Raw genomic sequence first — 15,262 nt, 5'->3', positions numbered from 1 at the left:
CAATGGACTGTACCCCTCTTGATGGCCTGATCGATGACGACACCCGTTCTCACCCTCCAAGATGCCGCATTATCGCTGGATGGCAATGCCGGAAGAGTGGATATCCTGCACGACATCACTTTGACTGTGAGCAAGGGTGAAACTCTGGGGCTGATCGGTCCCTCTGGTTCCGGAAAGTCTTCGCTACTGATGCTAATGGGCGGCTTAGAACAGGCAACTGGTGGACGCGTTACCGCATTGGGCCAAGATTTGACGAAAATGAGCGAGGATGCGCTGGCACGGTTCAGAAGAGATGCCATGGGCGTAGTGTTTCAGAATTTCCACTTGATTCCGACGATGACCGCGCTTGAGAACGTGGCGACCCCGTTAGAACTCGCGGGACACAAAGATGCTTTCCAGCGCGCCGCGGCCGAGTTGGAGGCCGTGGGCCTTTCACATCGTATCGATCACTACCCGGCGCAGTTGTCAGGCGGCGAGCAACAGCGTGTGGCGCTGGCCCGCGCTTCGGCCCCGCGCCCGCATATATTACTGGCAGATGAACCAACGGGAAATCTGGATGAAACCAACGGTTCAGCAATCATTGATCTGTTATTCGGACTGCGGGACCGTCACGGTGCAACTCTGGTTCTGGTCACGCACAGCCATACACTGGCTCAGAAATGCGACCGCGTTGTGCGCTTGCGCGATGGACGTATCGCCGAGGAATCCCAGCGTGAGGCCGCCGAATGAGCCTGCGTCTGGCCGGTCGTCTGGCTCGGCGCGAACTGCGCGGTGGGTTGCGCGGGTTTCGGGTGTTTCTGGCCTGCCTGGCTTTGGGTGTTGCAGCAATTGCTGCGGTTGGCATGGTGCGCCAAGCCATTCAGACCGGATTGCAACAAGAGGGCGCGTCGCTCTTAGGCGGCGATGCCCAGCTGGAGTTCACCTATCGCTTTGCAAACGATGAGGAACGTGACTGGATGGCGGACACCGCGCAAGCAGTGTCGGAGGTCGTCGATTTCAGGTCCATGGCCGTCACGGGTGATGGCGCAGGCGCGCAACGGGCGTTAACTCAGGTGAAGGCCGTGGACGGGGCCTATCCGCTGTTGGGATCGGTGGCTCTGGAACCCGCAGTTTCTTTGCCCGAGGCCTTGGCGGGGGCCGATGGGCTGCCCGGCGCCGTGATGGCTCCGTCCCTGATTGACCGCCTGAACCTTGCGATTGGGGACCAATTTGATCTCGGCACGCAGAGGTTCGTTTTGATGGCCTCGCTGGAACACGAACCGGATGGTGCGGCAGATGGGTTCTCGCTGGGACCGCGCACGTTGGTTCGAACCGAGGATTTGCAATCATCGGGCCTGCTGGCTCCGGGTACTTTGTTTTCCACCAAATACAGGATGAACTTGCCGCAAACTGCCGAGTTGGAGGCGCTGTCGCAGCAAGCCAGGCAGGCCTTCGAGGGAACCGGCATGCGCTGGACTGATGCCCGCAATGGTGCGCCGGGGATATCCGAGTTTGTAGGGCGCCTCAGCGCGTTTCTGGTGCTGGTTGGTCTATCCGGATTGGCGGTTGGGGGGATCGGCGTATCGGCTGCCGTGCGCGCCTATCTGTCCAAGAAAACGGAAACCATTGCGACATTGCGGACTTTGGGCGCTGATCGGGCCACAATCTTTCAGACATACATGATCCAGGTCGCCGTTCTTTCAGGCGTTGGTATCGTCATGGGTTTGACCCTGGGCGCGGCGCTTCCAATGCTGCTGGCACCGGTTATCGAAACCCAACTGCCGATCCCTGCTGTATTCTCGCTATATCCGCAGCCCCTGTTCGAGGCCGCACTTTATGGTGTGCTAACCGCGTTCCTGTTTACGCTTTGGCCTCTGGCCAGAACCGAGGAGGTGCGTGCGGCAACATTGTTCCGGGATGCGCTGACTTCGGCAAGCAGCTTCCCGCGCTTGATCTATGTAATTGCGACTGCAATTGGCCTGGCCGTACTGATCGGAGCCGCCGCTTGGTTCAGCGGTTCAACCCGGTTGACTCTCTGGACAAGCGCAGGTCTGGCGGGGGCGCTCACTTTGCTGACCCTTTCTGCCTTTGCCATTCGCAAATTGGCCCGCGCGGGCGCTCCTTGGGCCAGAGGGCGTCCAGCCCTGCGGTGGGCGTTGTCCGCCATCTCTGACCCACGCGAAGGCGCAGCATCGGTGGTCCTGTCCCTTGGGCTCGGCCTTTCGGTCCTTGCGGCGGTGGGGCAGATCGACGGCACGCTACGCAATGCGATTTCGGGCAACTTGCCTGAGGTCGCACCCTCGTATTTCTTCGTCGATATCCAGAAGGATCAGATGCCCGGGTTCAGCGAACGTCTCGACACTGACCCTGCCGTCAGTCGGGTAGAAAGCGCTCCGATGCTGCGTGGGATCATTACCAAAATCAATGGGCGACCCGCGCACGAGATTGCAGGCGATCACTGGGTTCTGGACGGCGACCGGGGCGTAACCTACTCTGCCCGCCCCCCACGGAATGCCCGCGTGACTGACGGGGTTTGGTGGCCAGAGGACTACAGCGGCCCACCGCAAGTCAGCTTTGCCGCAGAAGAGGCCGACGAGATGGGCCTGAAACTGGGCGATGAGCTGACCGTTAATATCCTGGGCCGCGATATCACAGCTGAACTCACATCGCTGCGCGAAGTTGATTTCTCCACTGCAGGAATGGGTTTTGTCATGTCGATGAACCCCTCTGCCTTGGCTGGTGCCCCGCATAGCTTCATCGCTACCGTCTATGCCGAAGAACAGGCCGAGGCCGCCATTCTGCGTGATTTGGCCGGTCAATTCCCCAACATCACGGCAGTCCGGGTCAGAGACGCCATCGACCGGGTATCAGGCCTGCTGGCAGGGCTTGCGGCAGCCACGTCATATGGCTCAGGGGTTTCTCTGTTGACCGGGTTTTTAGTGTTGATCGGTGCGGCGGCAGCGGGCGAACCGGCGCGTAGGTACGAGGCAGCGATCCTCAAGACTCTGGGTGCCAACCGTGGGCGCATATTGCGCAGCTTTGCCCTGCGGGCAATCCTTTTGGGAGCAGCCGCAGGTTGCGTTGCTTTGCTGACCGGAATTCTGGGCGGTTGGGCCGTGGCTACTTATATATTCGACACAGAGTTCGCGGTCATCTGGCCATCCGCGCTTGGGATCGTCATCGCCGGTGTTGGCGTTACCTTAGGCGCGGGGATGGTCTTTGCCCTGCGCCCGCTTTCAGTACGCCCTGCGCGTATACTGCGCGCCAGCGACTGAGTTCAGCGCATACAAGCGACAGGCTGCAATATTTTCAGCAATTGGTCATTGTCGCAAACCAACGCATCGAGCGTGATTTCGTCCAGCGACGCATAAAACACCTCAGCCGCATCTTGCAGCGCCAACCGGAGGCGGCAGGCATCGGTCAGTGGGCAGGTGTTGTCAGCATCCGCAAAACACTCGGCAATCGGCAACCCGCCTTCGACATGGCGAAACACGGACCCGACCCGGATCTGATCCGCCGGGCGTGCCAGCGTCATGCCGCCATTGCGGCCGCGTTGTGTGCTGAGATAGTCTAGCTGGCTCAGTTGGTTGATCACCTGTGCCAGATGGTTTTCTGAAATATTACAGACATCGGCGATCTCGGCCTTCGTGACCAGCCGTTCCTGATGTGCGGCGCAATACATCAAAACACGCACCGCGATATTCGTCCGTTTGGTAATCCGCATTAGGGCCTCCCGAATCTCAAGGTGAAGCTTTATTGCATGTCTCGTAAAAAGACTGTTTGACATACATCAATCGTCAAAGAAGGACGCGACCCGCATGGCAGACCCTTATTTCTTCGGCTATGGCAGCCTCGTGAACCTGTCGACGCATGATTTCCCCGACCCGCGCCCAGCGCGACTGAAAGGTTGGCGACGCGCATGGCGGCACACGGATCTGCGCCCGGTGGCGTTTTTGACCGCTGTGCCGGATGCTGATTCCGAGATCGATGGTATGATCGCCCATGTTCCTAAAAACGACTGGGCCGCGTTGGACCAAAGAGAATGGGCTTATGACCGCGTTCCAGCCACACGGTCGGTCACGCACACTCTGACGCAAGAGGTGGAAATCGCTGTCTACGCAGTCCCGCATGATCGACACACCGCGCCCAGCAATCACCATCCCCTATTGCTCAGCTATATTGATGTTGTCGTGCAAGGGTATCTGCGGGCTTTTGGACCAGAGGGCGCCGATCGCTTCTTTGCAACAACCGATGGTTGGGATGCTCCGATTTTGAACGACCGCGCCGAGCCCCGTTATCCCCGTCACCAACAATTGAAGCAGGCCGAGACCGAATTCGTGGATGACCGCCTGCAACGCGTTTCGGCGCAAGTTTTGCGACCCGGAGAACAAAGAAAGGCAGGTGATTTACCTGCCTCCTTCGTATTCTAAGCACTGACCCTGAAGTCAGCCGCGAGCGCGGATCACCTGCAACAGCGGCAGCAAGGTCGCCATTTCGGGCCCGCGCTCCATCCCCGTTAGCGCTTTGCGCAGCGGCATGAACAGGCCTTTGCCCTTGCGACCAGTTGCTTCTTTGACTGCCTTGGTCCATGTGCCCCAAGTTTCCCCATCGAATGGGCCTTCGGGCAGCAATGAGACAGCCTGAGCGATGAACTCACGATCCTCGTCTGCAATCAGGGGTTCGGCCCCATCACGGCACAATTCCCACCATCCCTCGAGATCGCTCAGCGTGGTGATATTTTCGCGCGCCATGGTCCAGAAAGGCTCGGCCAGTTCAGCAGGTACACCTGCTTTAGCAACGGCATCGGCCACATCGGCCAGCGGTAGCGATTGCAGGTGCTTCGCGGTCAGCGGGAACAGGTCCTGCACGTCGAACTTGGTTGGGGCCGCACCGAAGCGTGTAACATCAAAGCCGTCGATCAACTCTGACATATCCGAGCGCAGCTCAACCGTATCTGACGACCCCAGACGCGCCATCAGGCTCAGTAAGGCCATTGGCTGCACACCCTGCTCTCGCAGATCGCGCAAGGCCAGAGTGCCCAAGCGTTTCGACAACGCCTCTCCCTGCGGGCCAGTCAGCAACGAGTGGTGCGCAAAACGCGGACAGGTCCCGCCCAAGGCCTCGATGATCTGAATCTGCGTTGCGGTGTTGGTGACATGGTCCGAGCCGCGCACGACATCGGTTACGCCCATCTCGGTGTCATCGACCACAGAGGCAATCGTATAGAGAACCTGACCATCGCCCCGGATCAGCACCGGGTCGGATACTGAAGCTGCATCGATCGAGATGTCGCCCAAAATGCCATCGTTCCATTCGATACGCTCGTGGTTCAGTTTGAACCGCCAGACGCCATTGCCACGCTCAGCGCGCAGGGCTTCTTTCTCGGCATCGCTGAGGTTCAGCGCTGCACGGTCATAGACCGGCGGCTTGCCCATGTTCAGTTGCTTCTTGCGCTTGAGGTCCAGCTCGGTGGGCGTCTCGAACGCCTCATAGAACCGGCCCATCTCGCGCAGCTTGTCGGCGGCCTCGGCGTAGCGGTCCAGACGCTCCGACTGTCGCTCAACCCGGTCCCAATGCAGGCCCAACCACTCCAGATCCTGCTTGATCGCGTCGACATATTCTTCCTTAGACCGCTCGGGATCGGTGTCATCAATGCGCAGAATGAACGTACCACCAGCCTTGCGGGCGATCAGATAGTTCATCAGGGCGGTGCGCAGGTTGCCCACATGGATGTAACCGGTGGGCGACGGGGCAAAACGGGTCGTGGTCATGGAAGTCTCCTGTTGGCGCGGCTCATCTCACATGGGCGCGTTTTTGTCCAGCAGGGGCTTTCAGGTTGGTTCAACCGGCCAAATGCCATCTAGGCGTTCGAGCCCGGCTTTGATGAGTTCACCAAGCACGTCGAGATCGATATCCGGTAGCTTATTCATATAGAGGCAGGATTTACCCAGCTTGTGCTTGCCCAGTCTTGATAAGATATCTCCGAAGTCAGCATACCCGGGCATGATATAGATGGAATGCGCCGCCTTGCGCGGAGAGAACCCAGTTGCGAGAAAGTCGCCCTCGCGCCCTGACGCATAGCGATAATGATATCGACCATAGCCAATGATCGACGCCCCCCACATTACTGGCGCATAACCTGTGGTTTCACGAAACAGCCTGTCCAGCACGTGCGCCTCCTCCGCCTTGCGGGTCGGCTGAATACTCGCCAGAAAATCAGCAACGTTTTGCTCGGTGGGTACGGTTTTATTCGCAGATCGCGGCATGAACAAAAATTAACACGTAATGTTCAACCACGCAGCCCATATAACAGTGCCATAGTATGGCCACAGGCCCAGACTGACCTAATTCAGTCAAACATGCTCTGACAGGGAGAACGACCATGACCATCAGATTGACTCGCCGGGCGGCGCTTGGAACGGTTGCGGCTCTGCCGCTTGCGGCAGCTACTTCGCCTGTTCTGGCCGCAGGTACCGAGACCAAAGCCAACTCTACAATAGCAAAATCGTTTCAACTGGGCGATTTCACCGTCACCACCTTGTTGGATGGCAGCCTGCCTCGTGATGGTGCGCAAGACATTTTCGGCGGCGGCGCCTCGGATGAAGATTTCGCCCGTGTATCGGCTGACAACTTCATCTCGCCAGATGTTGCGCAGTTCTTCTTCACACCAACGCTGGTTAACACGGGGTCCGAGATGATCCTGTTTGATACTGGGCTTGGCCAAGGTGGAATTCAGGCCGCGTTGGCCGACGCCGGCGTAACGCCTGATCAGATCGATGTGGTGGTCATTACCCACATGCATCCCGATCATATCGGTGGTATGACAACCAATGATGCCGCGACTTTTGCCAATGCGCGTTATGTAACAGCAGCACCCGAATACGACTTTTGGTCAGCGCAAGACGCGGGCAACCGAGTGGGTGATATGGTTGCAGCCAAAGTCACCCCGATGGCAGAGAAGATGACCTTTATCGGGGATGGTGGTGAAGTCGCATCCGGCGTCACCGGTATGGCAGCGTTTGGGCATACTCCGGGCCATATGGTCTATCACCTAGAAAGCAACGGTCAGCGTCTGGTCCTGACGGCGGATCTTGCAAATCACTATGTCTGGTCCTTTGCACATCCTGAATGGGAAGTGCGATTCGACATGGACAAAGCCGCTGCAACGGAATCGCGCAGGAATGTGCTGGGCATGCTGGCTGCGGACAAAGTGCCTATGATCGGCTATCACATGCCTTTCCCGGCCGCTGGGTATGTCGAATCCCGTGGCGACGGGTTCCGGTTCGTGCCGGTCAGCTATCAAATGATGGGTTAGAGGCTAAAAACCAGCATCCGGCCGCACTTTTGACCCATCCGTGAAACGGGACAGGCGAAATGCGGTCGGATCAACGCAAGGCGTGCTTTCCGTAACAAGGTCCGCCACTAATCGACCTGCGGCAGGACCGATGCCAAAACCGTGGCCGGAGAAACCGGTCGCAATATGCAGGCCCTGCACCGCGTCCACTTTCGAGATGACCGGGATCGCATCCGGGGTCACATCGATCAGGCCGGCCCAGCTTTGCACGATCTCCGCACTATCAAGCGCAGGCAACGCCTTGCGGGCGTTGGCCCACGCCCTTCGCAACACTTTCTGGGAAGGTTCCGGGTCGAGCACTCGGCAATGTTCAAACGGTGTCACATCGGTCGGCAGCCAGCTTCGGTCCTCATTCGCCTCGACCATCCAGCGTCTCGAAAAGCGAAACCTTAAGGACCGCCACTCTTGCCGGAATGCGGGCAGAAACTGCAACCCGAGTCGGAAACTGTCAGGAACGATATCCACTGTATTCTCGTGAACCGAAGCTATGGTGTATCCCCCGTCCGAGCGCTTTCGAATGGCAAAATCATCACTCCAAAGCGACACCTCTGGCCCTGCTGCAACCGGAGAGGTCCGCATGACCGTATTGAGCACTTTGAGCTGTGGCAGAGCGATTCCAGCGTTCCCCGCAAACAGCCGAGACCAGGCTCCGCCTGCAAGTACGACTTGACTACACCTTACGCGGCCGCGTTCGGTGAAAACACCTGCGATCCGGCCCGCAGCAACATCGACACTTCGCACCGCGCATTGCGTCATGATCGCGGCCCCACGGTCGCGCGCCGCCTCGGCGATTGCGGGGGCCGCCCATTGCGGCTCGGCCCGCCCGTCCTGCGGCATGTAAAGCGCTGAGCGCAGTTTCATACTGTTATCCGACAGCAACCCGTCCAGTTCAGGGCCGGATACCATGCGAGCACCTGTTTGCAGCCCTTCAACATGGTCCAGCCATCGCGTCAGGTTTTCATCGTCTCGTGTGCCAGATGCGCCAAACACGATTCCTGATTGAACATAGCCTGTGGCGCGTCCCAATCGCGCATCCAGCCCTTGCCAGATTCTAAGCGCCTCTTGCATCAGGGGGATCTCGCGCGGATCACGTGTCCCAAGGCGCACCCAGCCCCAATTGCGCGAGCTTTGCTCGCCCGCAATCCGGCCCTTCTCGCACAACAAAACGGAAGCACCTCGCTCAGCAAGCTCGAAGGCTGCCGAAGCCCCGATGATTCCACCACCTATGACGACAACATCTACGTGTTTGGGAAGTGTGAGATCAGATTCGACGGGTGTCGGTGTGGGGCCTGGCATTAACCGCTCGGTGCTCGTTCATCGGAGCGACATCCAGCCTGAAGGCGATTTCACTGGCAATGTAGAAAACGGTTGGTCCCGGGCAATTGCCGGAACCTGTGGCCAATTGGCCAATGCGCGGCGAATTACGCCGCGCAGATGCGTTCAGATTACGCCGCCCCGGAGAGTTGCGCCCATTTCTGGCGCAGTACCGTGCTGAGCTTGGGATCGGACTTTGATGCAAGCGATTCCTGTGGCTGCAACACCGGAAATTCCGATCGCAACGGAACCGGGCCTGCCACCGCGCCGGGCGTCGGCTCTTCCTGGCTCATAATGTCTGCAATCGCAGCATCCAGCGCCTGTTCATCCAACTTGCGCGGCGCTGATTCCATAGGCTTCAACTGCAACGGAGAATGAAGCGGCTTATCGTATCCATTCGTCATTTGACCACCAATACCTTTACTGACATCCCAAACACGGATGCCTTTTCCCAGTTCCACAATCCCGGTCATCGGCTCTGAAAATGGCAGGCCAACCTACCGGATTGCGTCACATCCGCCCCATATGAGGCAGACCCCTGTCGTAAATGTGGCAAAAAAAGGACGCGCGTACAAGCGAAACATAGTCTTTTCATCGCACAACTGGCTGAAATGGATAAACAAACTGCCGCAGAAATCCGCATTACCATGCACTTTCGAAACAATGGTAAATTCTTCAATCAGAGCGGTGCTTACGTTCTATCCCGCCAGCGATTTACAATCGGATAGCGGCGATCCAGCCAGAAGGCCCGCGGTGTCAACCGTGTGCCAGGCGCGGACTGGAAGCGCTTGTATTCACTAATGTAAATCAGATGTTCGACCCGCCGGGCCTCGGCCTCGTCAAATCCGGCTGCAACGCAGTCGGCGATTGAGCCATCCTGATCCACCAAAATATCAAGAATCGCATCGAGAACGGGGTAGTCCGGCAGGCTGTCGCTGTCTTTCTGGTCTTCACGCAATTCAGCACTTGGCGGCTTGTCGATCACCGAAGGGCGTATGACCTCACCCTCGGGACCCATCATCCAGTCGCGATGATTGGCGTTGCGCCAGCGGCAGGTCTCGAACACGCGAGTTTTGTACAGATCTTTGATCGGGTTATAGCCACCGTTCATGTCACCATAGATAGTGGCGTAGCCAACTGCGACCTCGGACTTGTTGCCGGTGGTCAGCAGCATCTCGCCAAACTTGTTCGAAATCGCCATTAGCAGAAGACCGCGCAGGCGAGACTGGACATTTTCTTCGGTCAGGTCCTCATTCAGCCCTGCAAAAAGCGGAGCCAAAGTGTTGGTTACCGCTGCGCGTCCCTCAGAGATCGGCACAAAGTCGTAGTGCACGCCCAGCGCCTTGGCGACGGCTTCGGCATCATCCAAAGAACTTTGGCTTGTATATTCCGAAGGCAGCATTACGCAGCGTACATTTTCCGCCCCGATGGCATCCACGGCTATTGCGGCCACCAGCGCCGAGTCGACACCACCCGACAACCCCAGCACAGCTTTGCCAAACCCCGTCTTACCCATGTAATCGCGCAGAGATTGCACCATCGCGCGATAATCCTGCTCCCATTCGTCGGGTTGCGGCACGACTTCACCAGCCACAATACGCCATCCGTCATCTTGGCGCGACAGATCGATATGGCTGACGGCCTCATCAAAGACGGGCATGCGGAACGCAAGCTCTCCACCCGGGTTCAATCCAAACGTAGCACCGTCGAAAACCTGATCATCCTGCCCGCCGACCATGTTCAGGTAGATTACCGGCAGACCCGTTTCGACCGTGCGAGCCACCATGTGGTTCAACCGGATATCGTATTTGTTTCGAAAATAGGGCGAGCCGTTGGGGATCAGCAGAAACTCGGCCCCGGTTTCTTCCAGTGTCTCGGCGACATCCTCGTGCCAGCCATCCTCGCAAATCGGGCTACCAATACGGACATTTCCAACCGCATAAGGGCCGCCCATAGGACCCGCATCATAAAGGCGTACTTCATCAAAGACGGTCTCATTGGGCAAATGATGTTTAAGAACTTTGCTGACAATCCGCCCACCTTTGAGGATCAGGTAGGCGTTATAAAGCTTCCCATCTTCAACCCAAGGACCGCCGATGGCCAACGCCGGGCCGTCGGCACAGTCTTCAGCCAACGCCTGCACCGCATTCATCGCGGCCCGATGAAACGCGGGCTTCATCACCAGATCCTGGGTATTGTAGCCGGTTATGAACATCTCGGGCAGCGCCACAAGATCAGCCTGCGCCGCGCGCCCTTGCTGCCAGGCTGCAGCAGCCTTGGCGGCATTACCGTCGATATCCCCAACCGTTGGGTTCAATTGCGCCAGAGTGATGCGGAAACGATCGGCCATTTTTGCCCTCTTGCCCTCATGTCTTTCAGGGATTTAGCAGATCACACCGCGAGTGAAAGGCAAATGCGCCAAAAGCCGTTGCTCTGCCCTCGGCGGTATCTTAGTTTTGCGCCAACACAAACACCGCAGGCAGGTACAAAAAATGAAAGCGATCCGCACATCCCTTACCGCTGCAACGCTTACAATGCTGGCGTCTTTTGCGATCGCCCAACAGGACGGTCAGATTGTCATCGCTGATGATGATGTCGGAGGTGTCTACGAGGGCACGTTCGAAAACGGGCTGCGCCATGGCACCGGCACTTACCGCCTGCCGAACGGTTTTGAATATTCCGGTCAATGGGTCGAGGGCGAGATTCAAGGACAAGGCACCGCGCGCTACGCCAATGGCTCTGTCTATGAAGGGACATTCACCAAGGGCCAACCAGAAGGGCGCGGCAAAATCGTCTATTCTGATGGCCAGTCCTATGAGGGCGAGTGGGCCAAAGGCACGATAAACGGTACCGGTATCGCGACATATTCCAACGGCTCGCGATACGAGGGCGGCTTCAAGGACGCCAGATATCACGGTCACGGCGTGCTGACCGGCCCGGATGGCTCAGTTTATGAGGGCGACTGGGTAAACGGCCAGAAAACCGGCAGCGCCAAGATCACCTACGCCGATGGAAGTACCTATGAGGGCGGCTTGAATGGCGGGCAACGGCATGGTCAGGGTAGTCAAGTCTGGGTCGACGGCATGACTTATGCTGGGTCCTGGGCCAACGACCAGATGGCCGGAACAGGCCGTTTGGTTCAACCCAACGGAGATGTCTACGAAGGCGAAATGGTCGAAAATCGCCGACAGGGCAAAGGCAAATCCATCTATGCCAACGGTGCGACCTATGAAGGCGACTATGCTGATGACCAGCGCCATGGTCAGGGCACCTACAAGGGCAGCGACGGGTTTGCATACACAGGTGCCTGGCAAAAGGGCCAGATTGAGGGCCTGGGCGAGATGCTCTATCCCGATGGTTCGGTTTATATCGGCGACTTTCTGGATGACCTGCCTCATGGCAAGGGGCAAACGACATACCCCGACGGATCAATTTACGACGGCAACTGGATCGCCGGGATTTTTGAGGGCACCGGCACGGCAACCTATCCCAACGGAACGGCTTATAAGGGCCAGTTCAAAAACGCCCGCTTCGACGGCAAAGGTATTCTGACCTTTGCAAATGGCTATCGCTATGATGGCGATTGGGTAGACGGTGTCCGACAGGGCAAGGGCAAGGCTACGTTTCCGGACGGGATCATTTACGAAGGCGATTTTCTGAATGGCAAGCGTCACGGCAAGGGAACACTGACCCGACCGGGCGGATACAGCTACACAGGCGACTGGGCCGACGGCAAGATCACTGGCTTTGGAACCGCCACCTATGAGACCGGGGATGTCTATGAGGGCAATTTCCTGGAAAACAAACGCCATGGTGACGGCACGATGCGTTTCGCAGGCGGCGAGGTTGAGACCGGCGTCTGGGAAAATGACACGCTGGCGACCGAAAAAGAGACTGCCCCCGAAACCCCCGCTGCGGGTGCTGAAACCACTGAGCCAGACTCTACCCCCGACGCGCCCGCCCCTGACGCGACAGACCCGGATATAAACGACGGCTAAATCAGCCCTACCAAGGTACGCGCTTGCCAGCCCAATCATAAAAACTGCCCGTGTCAGCGGGGGTGAGCCCATTGACGACGGACAGCAGATTGTCCGCAGCCTCACTGGGTTCAACAGCCGGATGGCGGGCAAGGTACTTTTCGGTAAAGGCCGTTTTGACCGTTCCCGGGTGTAATGCGACACAAACGGCCTGTTTGTGAGTGCGCGCCAATTCGATGGCAGCCGTATGGACAATCTGATTCACTGCCGCCTTGGCTGCACGGTAGCTAACCCATCCACCCAGCCGGTTGTCCCCGATTGACCCAACCCGGGCCGACAACACCGCGATCACCGATCTGCGGTCGCGTGGCAGCAGGCGATGCACATGCTTCAGCACCAAGGCCGGGCCAACCGCGTTCAGTGCAAACTGGTCCATCATCGCCTGCGCTGACACGGCGCGCATCGATTTTTCCGGCCCTGCGCCGTCAATCTCAAGCGCCCCTGAGGCCACCACGATCAGGTCAAACGGATCAGCCAAGGACGCCAGCATGCGCTCTGCGCGATCCGAGTCGGTCAGGTCAAACCGATCTGTTGATCTGGCCAGTCCGGTGACCTTGATACCATCCGCTGTCAGATGGTCACTCAGTGCGCGTCCGATGCCACCAGAAGCTCCGATAATCAATGCAGTTTTCATGCACGAGAAGTTAGCCGAAAGGTTCGTCGCTTCAACTCCACCGTCAAATTTGCGGCCCCATAAATTTCCCGCTTTTCATTCTCCGCACGCCCTGTATAAGCTGATCCCCATGATCAACCGCGCAGATATCGCTTTTGCAAACGCCGCACCCTGTGGTGCGTTGCTGCGTGGTCTACTGATCCTAATCCGCCTCTGAGCGTGCCACCCGGCGCGCCCGCTCAGAGGAGGACGCCCGCGCGCCAAGAGGCTTTAGGACAGAAGAAGAAAGAGAACCCCATGACAAACGTGACCGACCAAGACCGCGTCGTGATCTTCGACACCACCTTGCGCGACGGCGAGCAGAGCCCCGGCGCGACCATGACCCATAACGAAAAGCTCGAGATTGCCGAGCTTCTGGATGAGATGGGCGTCGACATCATCGAAGCCGGATTCCCCATCGCATCGGAAGGCGACTTCAAAGCGGTATCCGAGATCGCCGAGCGGTCGAAGAACAGCCGCATCTGTGGTCTGGCCCGCGCCAATTTCGCCGATATCGATCGGTGTTGGGAGGCGGTGAAACACGCCGAGAAGAACCGGATCCACACCTTTATCGGAACCTCTCCGCTGCACCGGGCGATACCAAATCTGACGCAAGACGAGATGGCCGACAAGATCCACGAAACGGTCAGCCACGCGCGCAACCTTTGCGAAAACGTGCAGTGGTCGCCGATGGATGCGACCCGGACCGAATGGGATTATCTGTGCCGTGTGATCGAGATTGCAATCAAGGCTGGCGCCACCACGATCAATATCCCCGATACTGTCGGTTATACTGCCCCGGTCGAGTCTGCAGATCTGATCAAGCGCCTGATCGAGACGGTTCCCGGCGCGGATGAGGTAATCTTTGCCACCCACTGCCACAACGACCTTGGCATGGCGACAGCGAACTCTCTGGCAGCGGTCGCAGGTGGTGCGCGTCAGATCGAATGCACCATAAACGGGTTGGGTGAACGCGCAGGCAACACCGCGCTGGAAGAAGTTGTGATGGCGTTGCGCACACGCAACGACATCATGCCGTGGCATACTGGCATCGACACCACCAAGATCATGCATATTTCGCGCCGGGTCGCGACCGTGGCCGGATTTCCGGTGCAGTTCAACAAGGCCATTGTCGGCAAGAACGCTTTTGCCCATGAAAGCGGCATCCATCAGGATGGCATGCTGAAGAACCGCGAAAACTTCGAGATCATGCGCCCTGAAGACATTGGGCTCTCTGGCACCTCTTTGCCGCTGGGCAAGCATTCGGGCCGCGCTGCACTGCGCGATAAGCTTGAAACGCTGGGGTATGAGGTTGGTGACAACCAGCTCAAAGACATTTTCGTGCGCTTCAAGGATCTGGCCGACCGCAAGAAAGAAGTCTTTGACGATGACCTCATCGCGTTAATGAGCGTCGACGACGAAGCGGACGATCACCTGCAACTGGTGTCGATGAAAGTGACCTGCGGTACCGGAGGTCAGGCCGAAGCGACGGTCGAACTGGAGGTAGAGGGTGCAGACAGGATCGCCACGGAAAACGGTGACGGCCCAGTCGACGCAACCTTCCGGGCGATCCGGGCGATCTATCCCAACACTGCGCGGCTGCAACTGTATCAGGTGCATGCGGTAACCGAAGGCACGGACGCGCAAGCCACGGTTTCGGTCCGTCTGGAAGAGGATGGTATGATCGCCACCGGTCAGTCTGCAAATACCGATACGGTGGTTGCGTCGGCCAAAGCCTATATCCACGCGCTGAACCGCCTGATCATGCGTCGTGAAAAGGCCGGTCCGGGGGCCGATACACGCGAGATCAGCTACAAAGACCTGACCTGATCGAAGGGTAAGGCGAATGGCTCCCGCGCCCGCGGCGGCCCAGCTTCGCCGACCCTTCTTGGGTTTTGGGCCCGGCAGCGCGCCACTGGCGCGCTG

13 protein-coding genes are annotated in these 15,262 nt (G+C 58.2%); 6 read left to right on the top strand and 7 right to left on the bottom strand.

Annotation, left to right across the window (positions count from 1 at the left end; all coding sequences use genetic code 11):
• The first annotated feature begins 33 nt into the window (after nt 1–33).
• Complete coding sequence (locus tag ACR0JG_RS19610) at nt 34–729, top strand: ATP-binding cassette domain-containing protein (RefSeq protein WP_170395925.1); 696 nt, start codon at nt 34–36, stop codon at nt 727–729.
• Nucleotides 726–3,254 carry an ABC transporter permease gene (locus ACR0JG_RS19605; RefSeq protein ID WP_480572194.1) on the top strand — a complete coding sequence of 843 codons (2,529 nt, stop codon included), beginning with the start codon at nt 726–728 and terminating at the stop codon, nt 3,252–3,254. The genes ACR0JG_RS19610 and ACR0JG_RS19605 overlap by 4 nt, the downstream gene beginning before the upstream one ends.
• A gap of 2 nt (nt 3,255–3,256) precedes the next feature.
• Here ACR0JG_RS19605 and ACR0JG_RS19600 read toward each other — a convergent pair whose 3' ends face one another.
• Nucleotides 3,257–3,703 carry an RrF2 family transcriptional regulator gene (locus ACR0JG_RS19600; protein ID WP_170395922.1) on the bottom strand — a complete coding sequence of 149 codons (447 nt, stop codon included), beginning with the start codon at nt 3,701–3,703 and terminating at the stop codon, nt 3,257–3,259.
• Nucleotides 3,704–3,797: 94 nt separating this feature from the next.
• Here ACR0JG_RS19600 and ACR0JG_RS19595 point away from each other — a divergent pair, with 94 nt between their 5' ends.
• Nucleotides 3,798–4,409, top strand: a complete 612-nt coding sequence (locus ACR0JG_RS19595; RefSeq protein WP_480572191.1) for a gamma-glutamylcyclotransferase family protein — start codon at nt 3,798–3,800, stop codon at nt 4,407–4,409.
• A 15-nt stretch (nt 4,410–4,424) separates the two neighbouring features.
• Here the strand turns inward: ACR0JG_RS19595 and gltX are convergent, their stop codons facing one another.
• On the bottom strand, nt 4,425–5,750 hold the full coding sequence (gltX, locus tag ACR0JG_RS19590) for a glutamate--tRNA ligase (protein ID WP_480572188.1): 1,326 nt from the start codon (nt 5,748–5,750) through the stop codon (nt 4,425–4,427).
• Between the two features lie 60 nt (nt 5,751–5,810).
• Nucleotides 5,811–6,245, bottom strand: a complete 435-nt coding sequence (locus ACR0JG_RS19585) for a DUF1801 domain-containing protein (RefSeq protein ID WP_480572185.1) — start codon at nt 6,243–6,245, stop codon at nt 5,811–5,813.
• Nucleotides 6,246–6,361: 116 nt separating this feature from the next.
• On the opposite strand from ACR0JG_RS19585, the gene ACR0JG_RS19580 reads away from it, so the two are divergent.
• Nucleotides 6,362–7,294: an MBL fold metallo-hydrolase gene (locus ACR0JG_RS19580; RefSeq protein ID WP_170395914.1), complete on the top strand. Its 933-nt coding sequence runs from the start codon at nt 6,362–6,364 to the stop codon at nt 7,292–7,294.
• 3 nt (nt 7,295–7,297) lie between these two features.
• Here the strand turns inward: ACR0JG_RS19580 and ACR0JG_RS19575 are convergent, their stop codons facing one another.
• The 3 genes from ACR0JG_RS19575 to ACR0JG_RS19565 all read right to left on the bottom strand — a co-directional run bounded on the left by ACR0JG_RS19575 (nt 7,298) and on the right by ACR0JG_RS19565 (nt 10,997).
• A complete protein-coding gene (locus tag ACR0JG_RS19575) occupies nt 7,298–8,629 on the bottom strand; it encodes an NAD(P)/FAD-dependent oxidoreductase (RefSeq protein ID WP_480572182.1) in 1,332 nt (443 codons plus the stop codon).
• A gap of 149 nt (nt 8,630–8,778) precedes the next feature.
• Complete coding sequence (locus ACR0JG_RS19570) at nt 8,779–9,120, bottom strand: hypothetical protein (protein ID WP_170395910.1); 342 nt, start codon at nt 9,118–9,120, stop codon at nt 8,779–8,781.
• 218 nt (nt 9,121–9,338) lie between these two features.
• The gene (locus tag ACR0JG_RS19565) at nt 9,339–10,997 is read right to left on the bottom strand and encodes an NAD+ synthase (RefSeq protein WP_170566382.1); all 1,659 of its coding nucleotides are present in this window, start codon (nt 10,995–10,997) and stop codon (nt 9,339–9,341) included.
• Between the two features lie 142 nt (nt 10,998–11,139).
• Between ACR0JG_RS19565 and ACR0JG_RS19560 the strand changes: the two genes are divergently transcribed.
• Nucleotides 11,140–12,645, top strand: coding sequence for an MORN repeat-containing protein (locus ACR0JG_RS19560; RefSeq protein ID WP_480572178.1), 1,506 nt, complete (start codon nt 11,140–11,142; stop codon nt 12,643–12,645).
• A gap of 7 nt (nt 12,646–12,652) precedes the next feature.
• Here ACR0JG_RS19560 and ACR0JG_RS19555 read toward each other — a convergent pair whose 3' ends face one another.
• Nucleotides 12,653–13,318: an SDR family NAD(P)-dependent oxidoreductase gene (locus ACR0JG_RS19555; RefSeq protein WP_480572175.1), complete on the bottom strand. Its 666-nt coding sequence runs from the start codon at nt 13,316–13,318 to the stop codon at nt 12,653–12,655.
• Nucleotides 13,319–13,594: 276 nt separating this feature from the next.
• On the opposite strand from ACR0JG_RS19555, the gene ACR0JG_RS19550 reads away from it, so the two are divergent.
• Nucleotides 13,595–15,166 (top strand): 2-isopropylmalate synthase, encoded by a 1,572-nt coding sequence (locus ACR0JG_RS19550; RefSeq protein ID WP_170395900.1) that lies wholly within the window; start codon nt 13,595–13,597, stop codon nt 15,164–15,166.
• The last annotated feature ends 96 nt before the right edge of the window (nt 15,167–15,262 follow it).

This window comes from Ruegeria sp. AD5 (genome assembly GCF_056542345.1).
This window is presented reverse-complemented; position numbering and strand designations above follow the sequence as displayed.

Bases quoted from the DNA above. Each gene is read 5' to 3' on its own strand.
- ACR0JG_RS19555 (WP_480572175.1), bottom strand. From the start codon at position 13,318: ATGAAAACTGCATTGATTATCGGAGCTTCTGGTGGCATCGGACGCGCA.
- ACR0JG_RS19575 (WP_480572182.1), bottom strand. From the start codon at position 8,629: ATGCCAGGCCCCACACCGACACCCGTCGAATCTGATCTCACACTTCCC.
- gltX (WP_480572188.1), bottom strand. From the start codon at position 5,750: ATGACCACGACCCGTTTTGCCCCGTCGCCCACCGGTTACATCCATGTG.
- ACR0JG_RS19585 (WP_480572185.1), bottom strand. From the start codon at position 6,245: ATGCCGCGATCTGCGAATAAAACCGTACCCACCGAGCAAAACGTTGCT.
- ACR0JG_RS19550 (WP_170395900.1), top strand. From the start codon at position 13,595: ATGACAAACGTGACCGACCAAGACCGCGTCGTGATCTTCGACACCACC.
- ACR0JG_RS19610 (WP_170395925.1), top strand. From the start codon at position 34: ATGACGACACCCGTTCTCACCCTCCAAGATGCCGCATTATCGCTGGAT.
- ACR0JG_RS19600 (WP_170395922.1), bottom strand. From the start codon at position 3,703: ATGCGGATTACCAAACGGACGAATATCGCGGTGCGTGTTTTGATGTAT.
- ACR0JG_RS19595 (WP_480572191.1), top strand. From the start codon at position 3,798: ATGGCAGACCCTTATTTCTTCGGCTATGGCAGCCTCGTGAACCTGTCG.
- ACR0JG_RS19565 (WP_170566382.1), bottom strand. From the start codon at position 10,997: ATGGCCGATCGTTTCCGCATCACTCTGGCGCAATTGAACCCAACGGTT.
- ACR0JG_RS19605 (WP_480572194.1), top strand. From the start codon at position 726: ATGAGCCTGCGTCTGGCCGGTCGTCTGGCTCGGCGCGAACTGCGCGGT.
- ACR0JG_RS19560 (WP_480572178.1), top strand. From the start codon at position 11,140: ATGAAAGCGATCCGCACATCCCTTACCGCTGCAACGCTTACAATGCTG.
- ACR0JG_RS19580 (WP_170395914.1), top strand. From the start codon at position 6,362: ATGACCATCAGATTGACTCGCCGGGCGGCGCTTGGAACGGTTGCGGCT.
- ACR0JG_RS19570 (WP_170395910.1), bottom strand. From the start codon at position 9,120: ATGACCGGGATTGTGGAACTGGGAAAAGGCATCCGTGTTTGGGATGTC.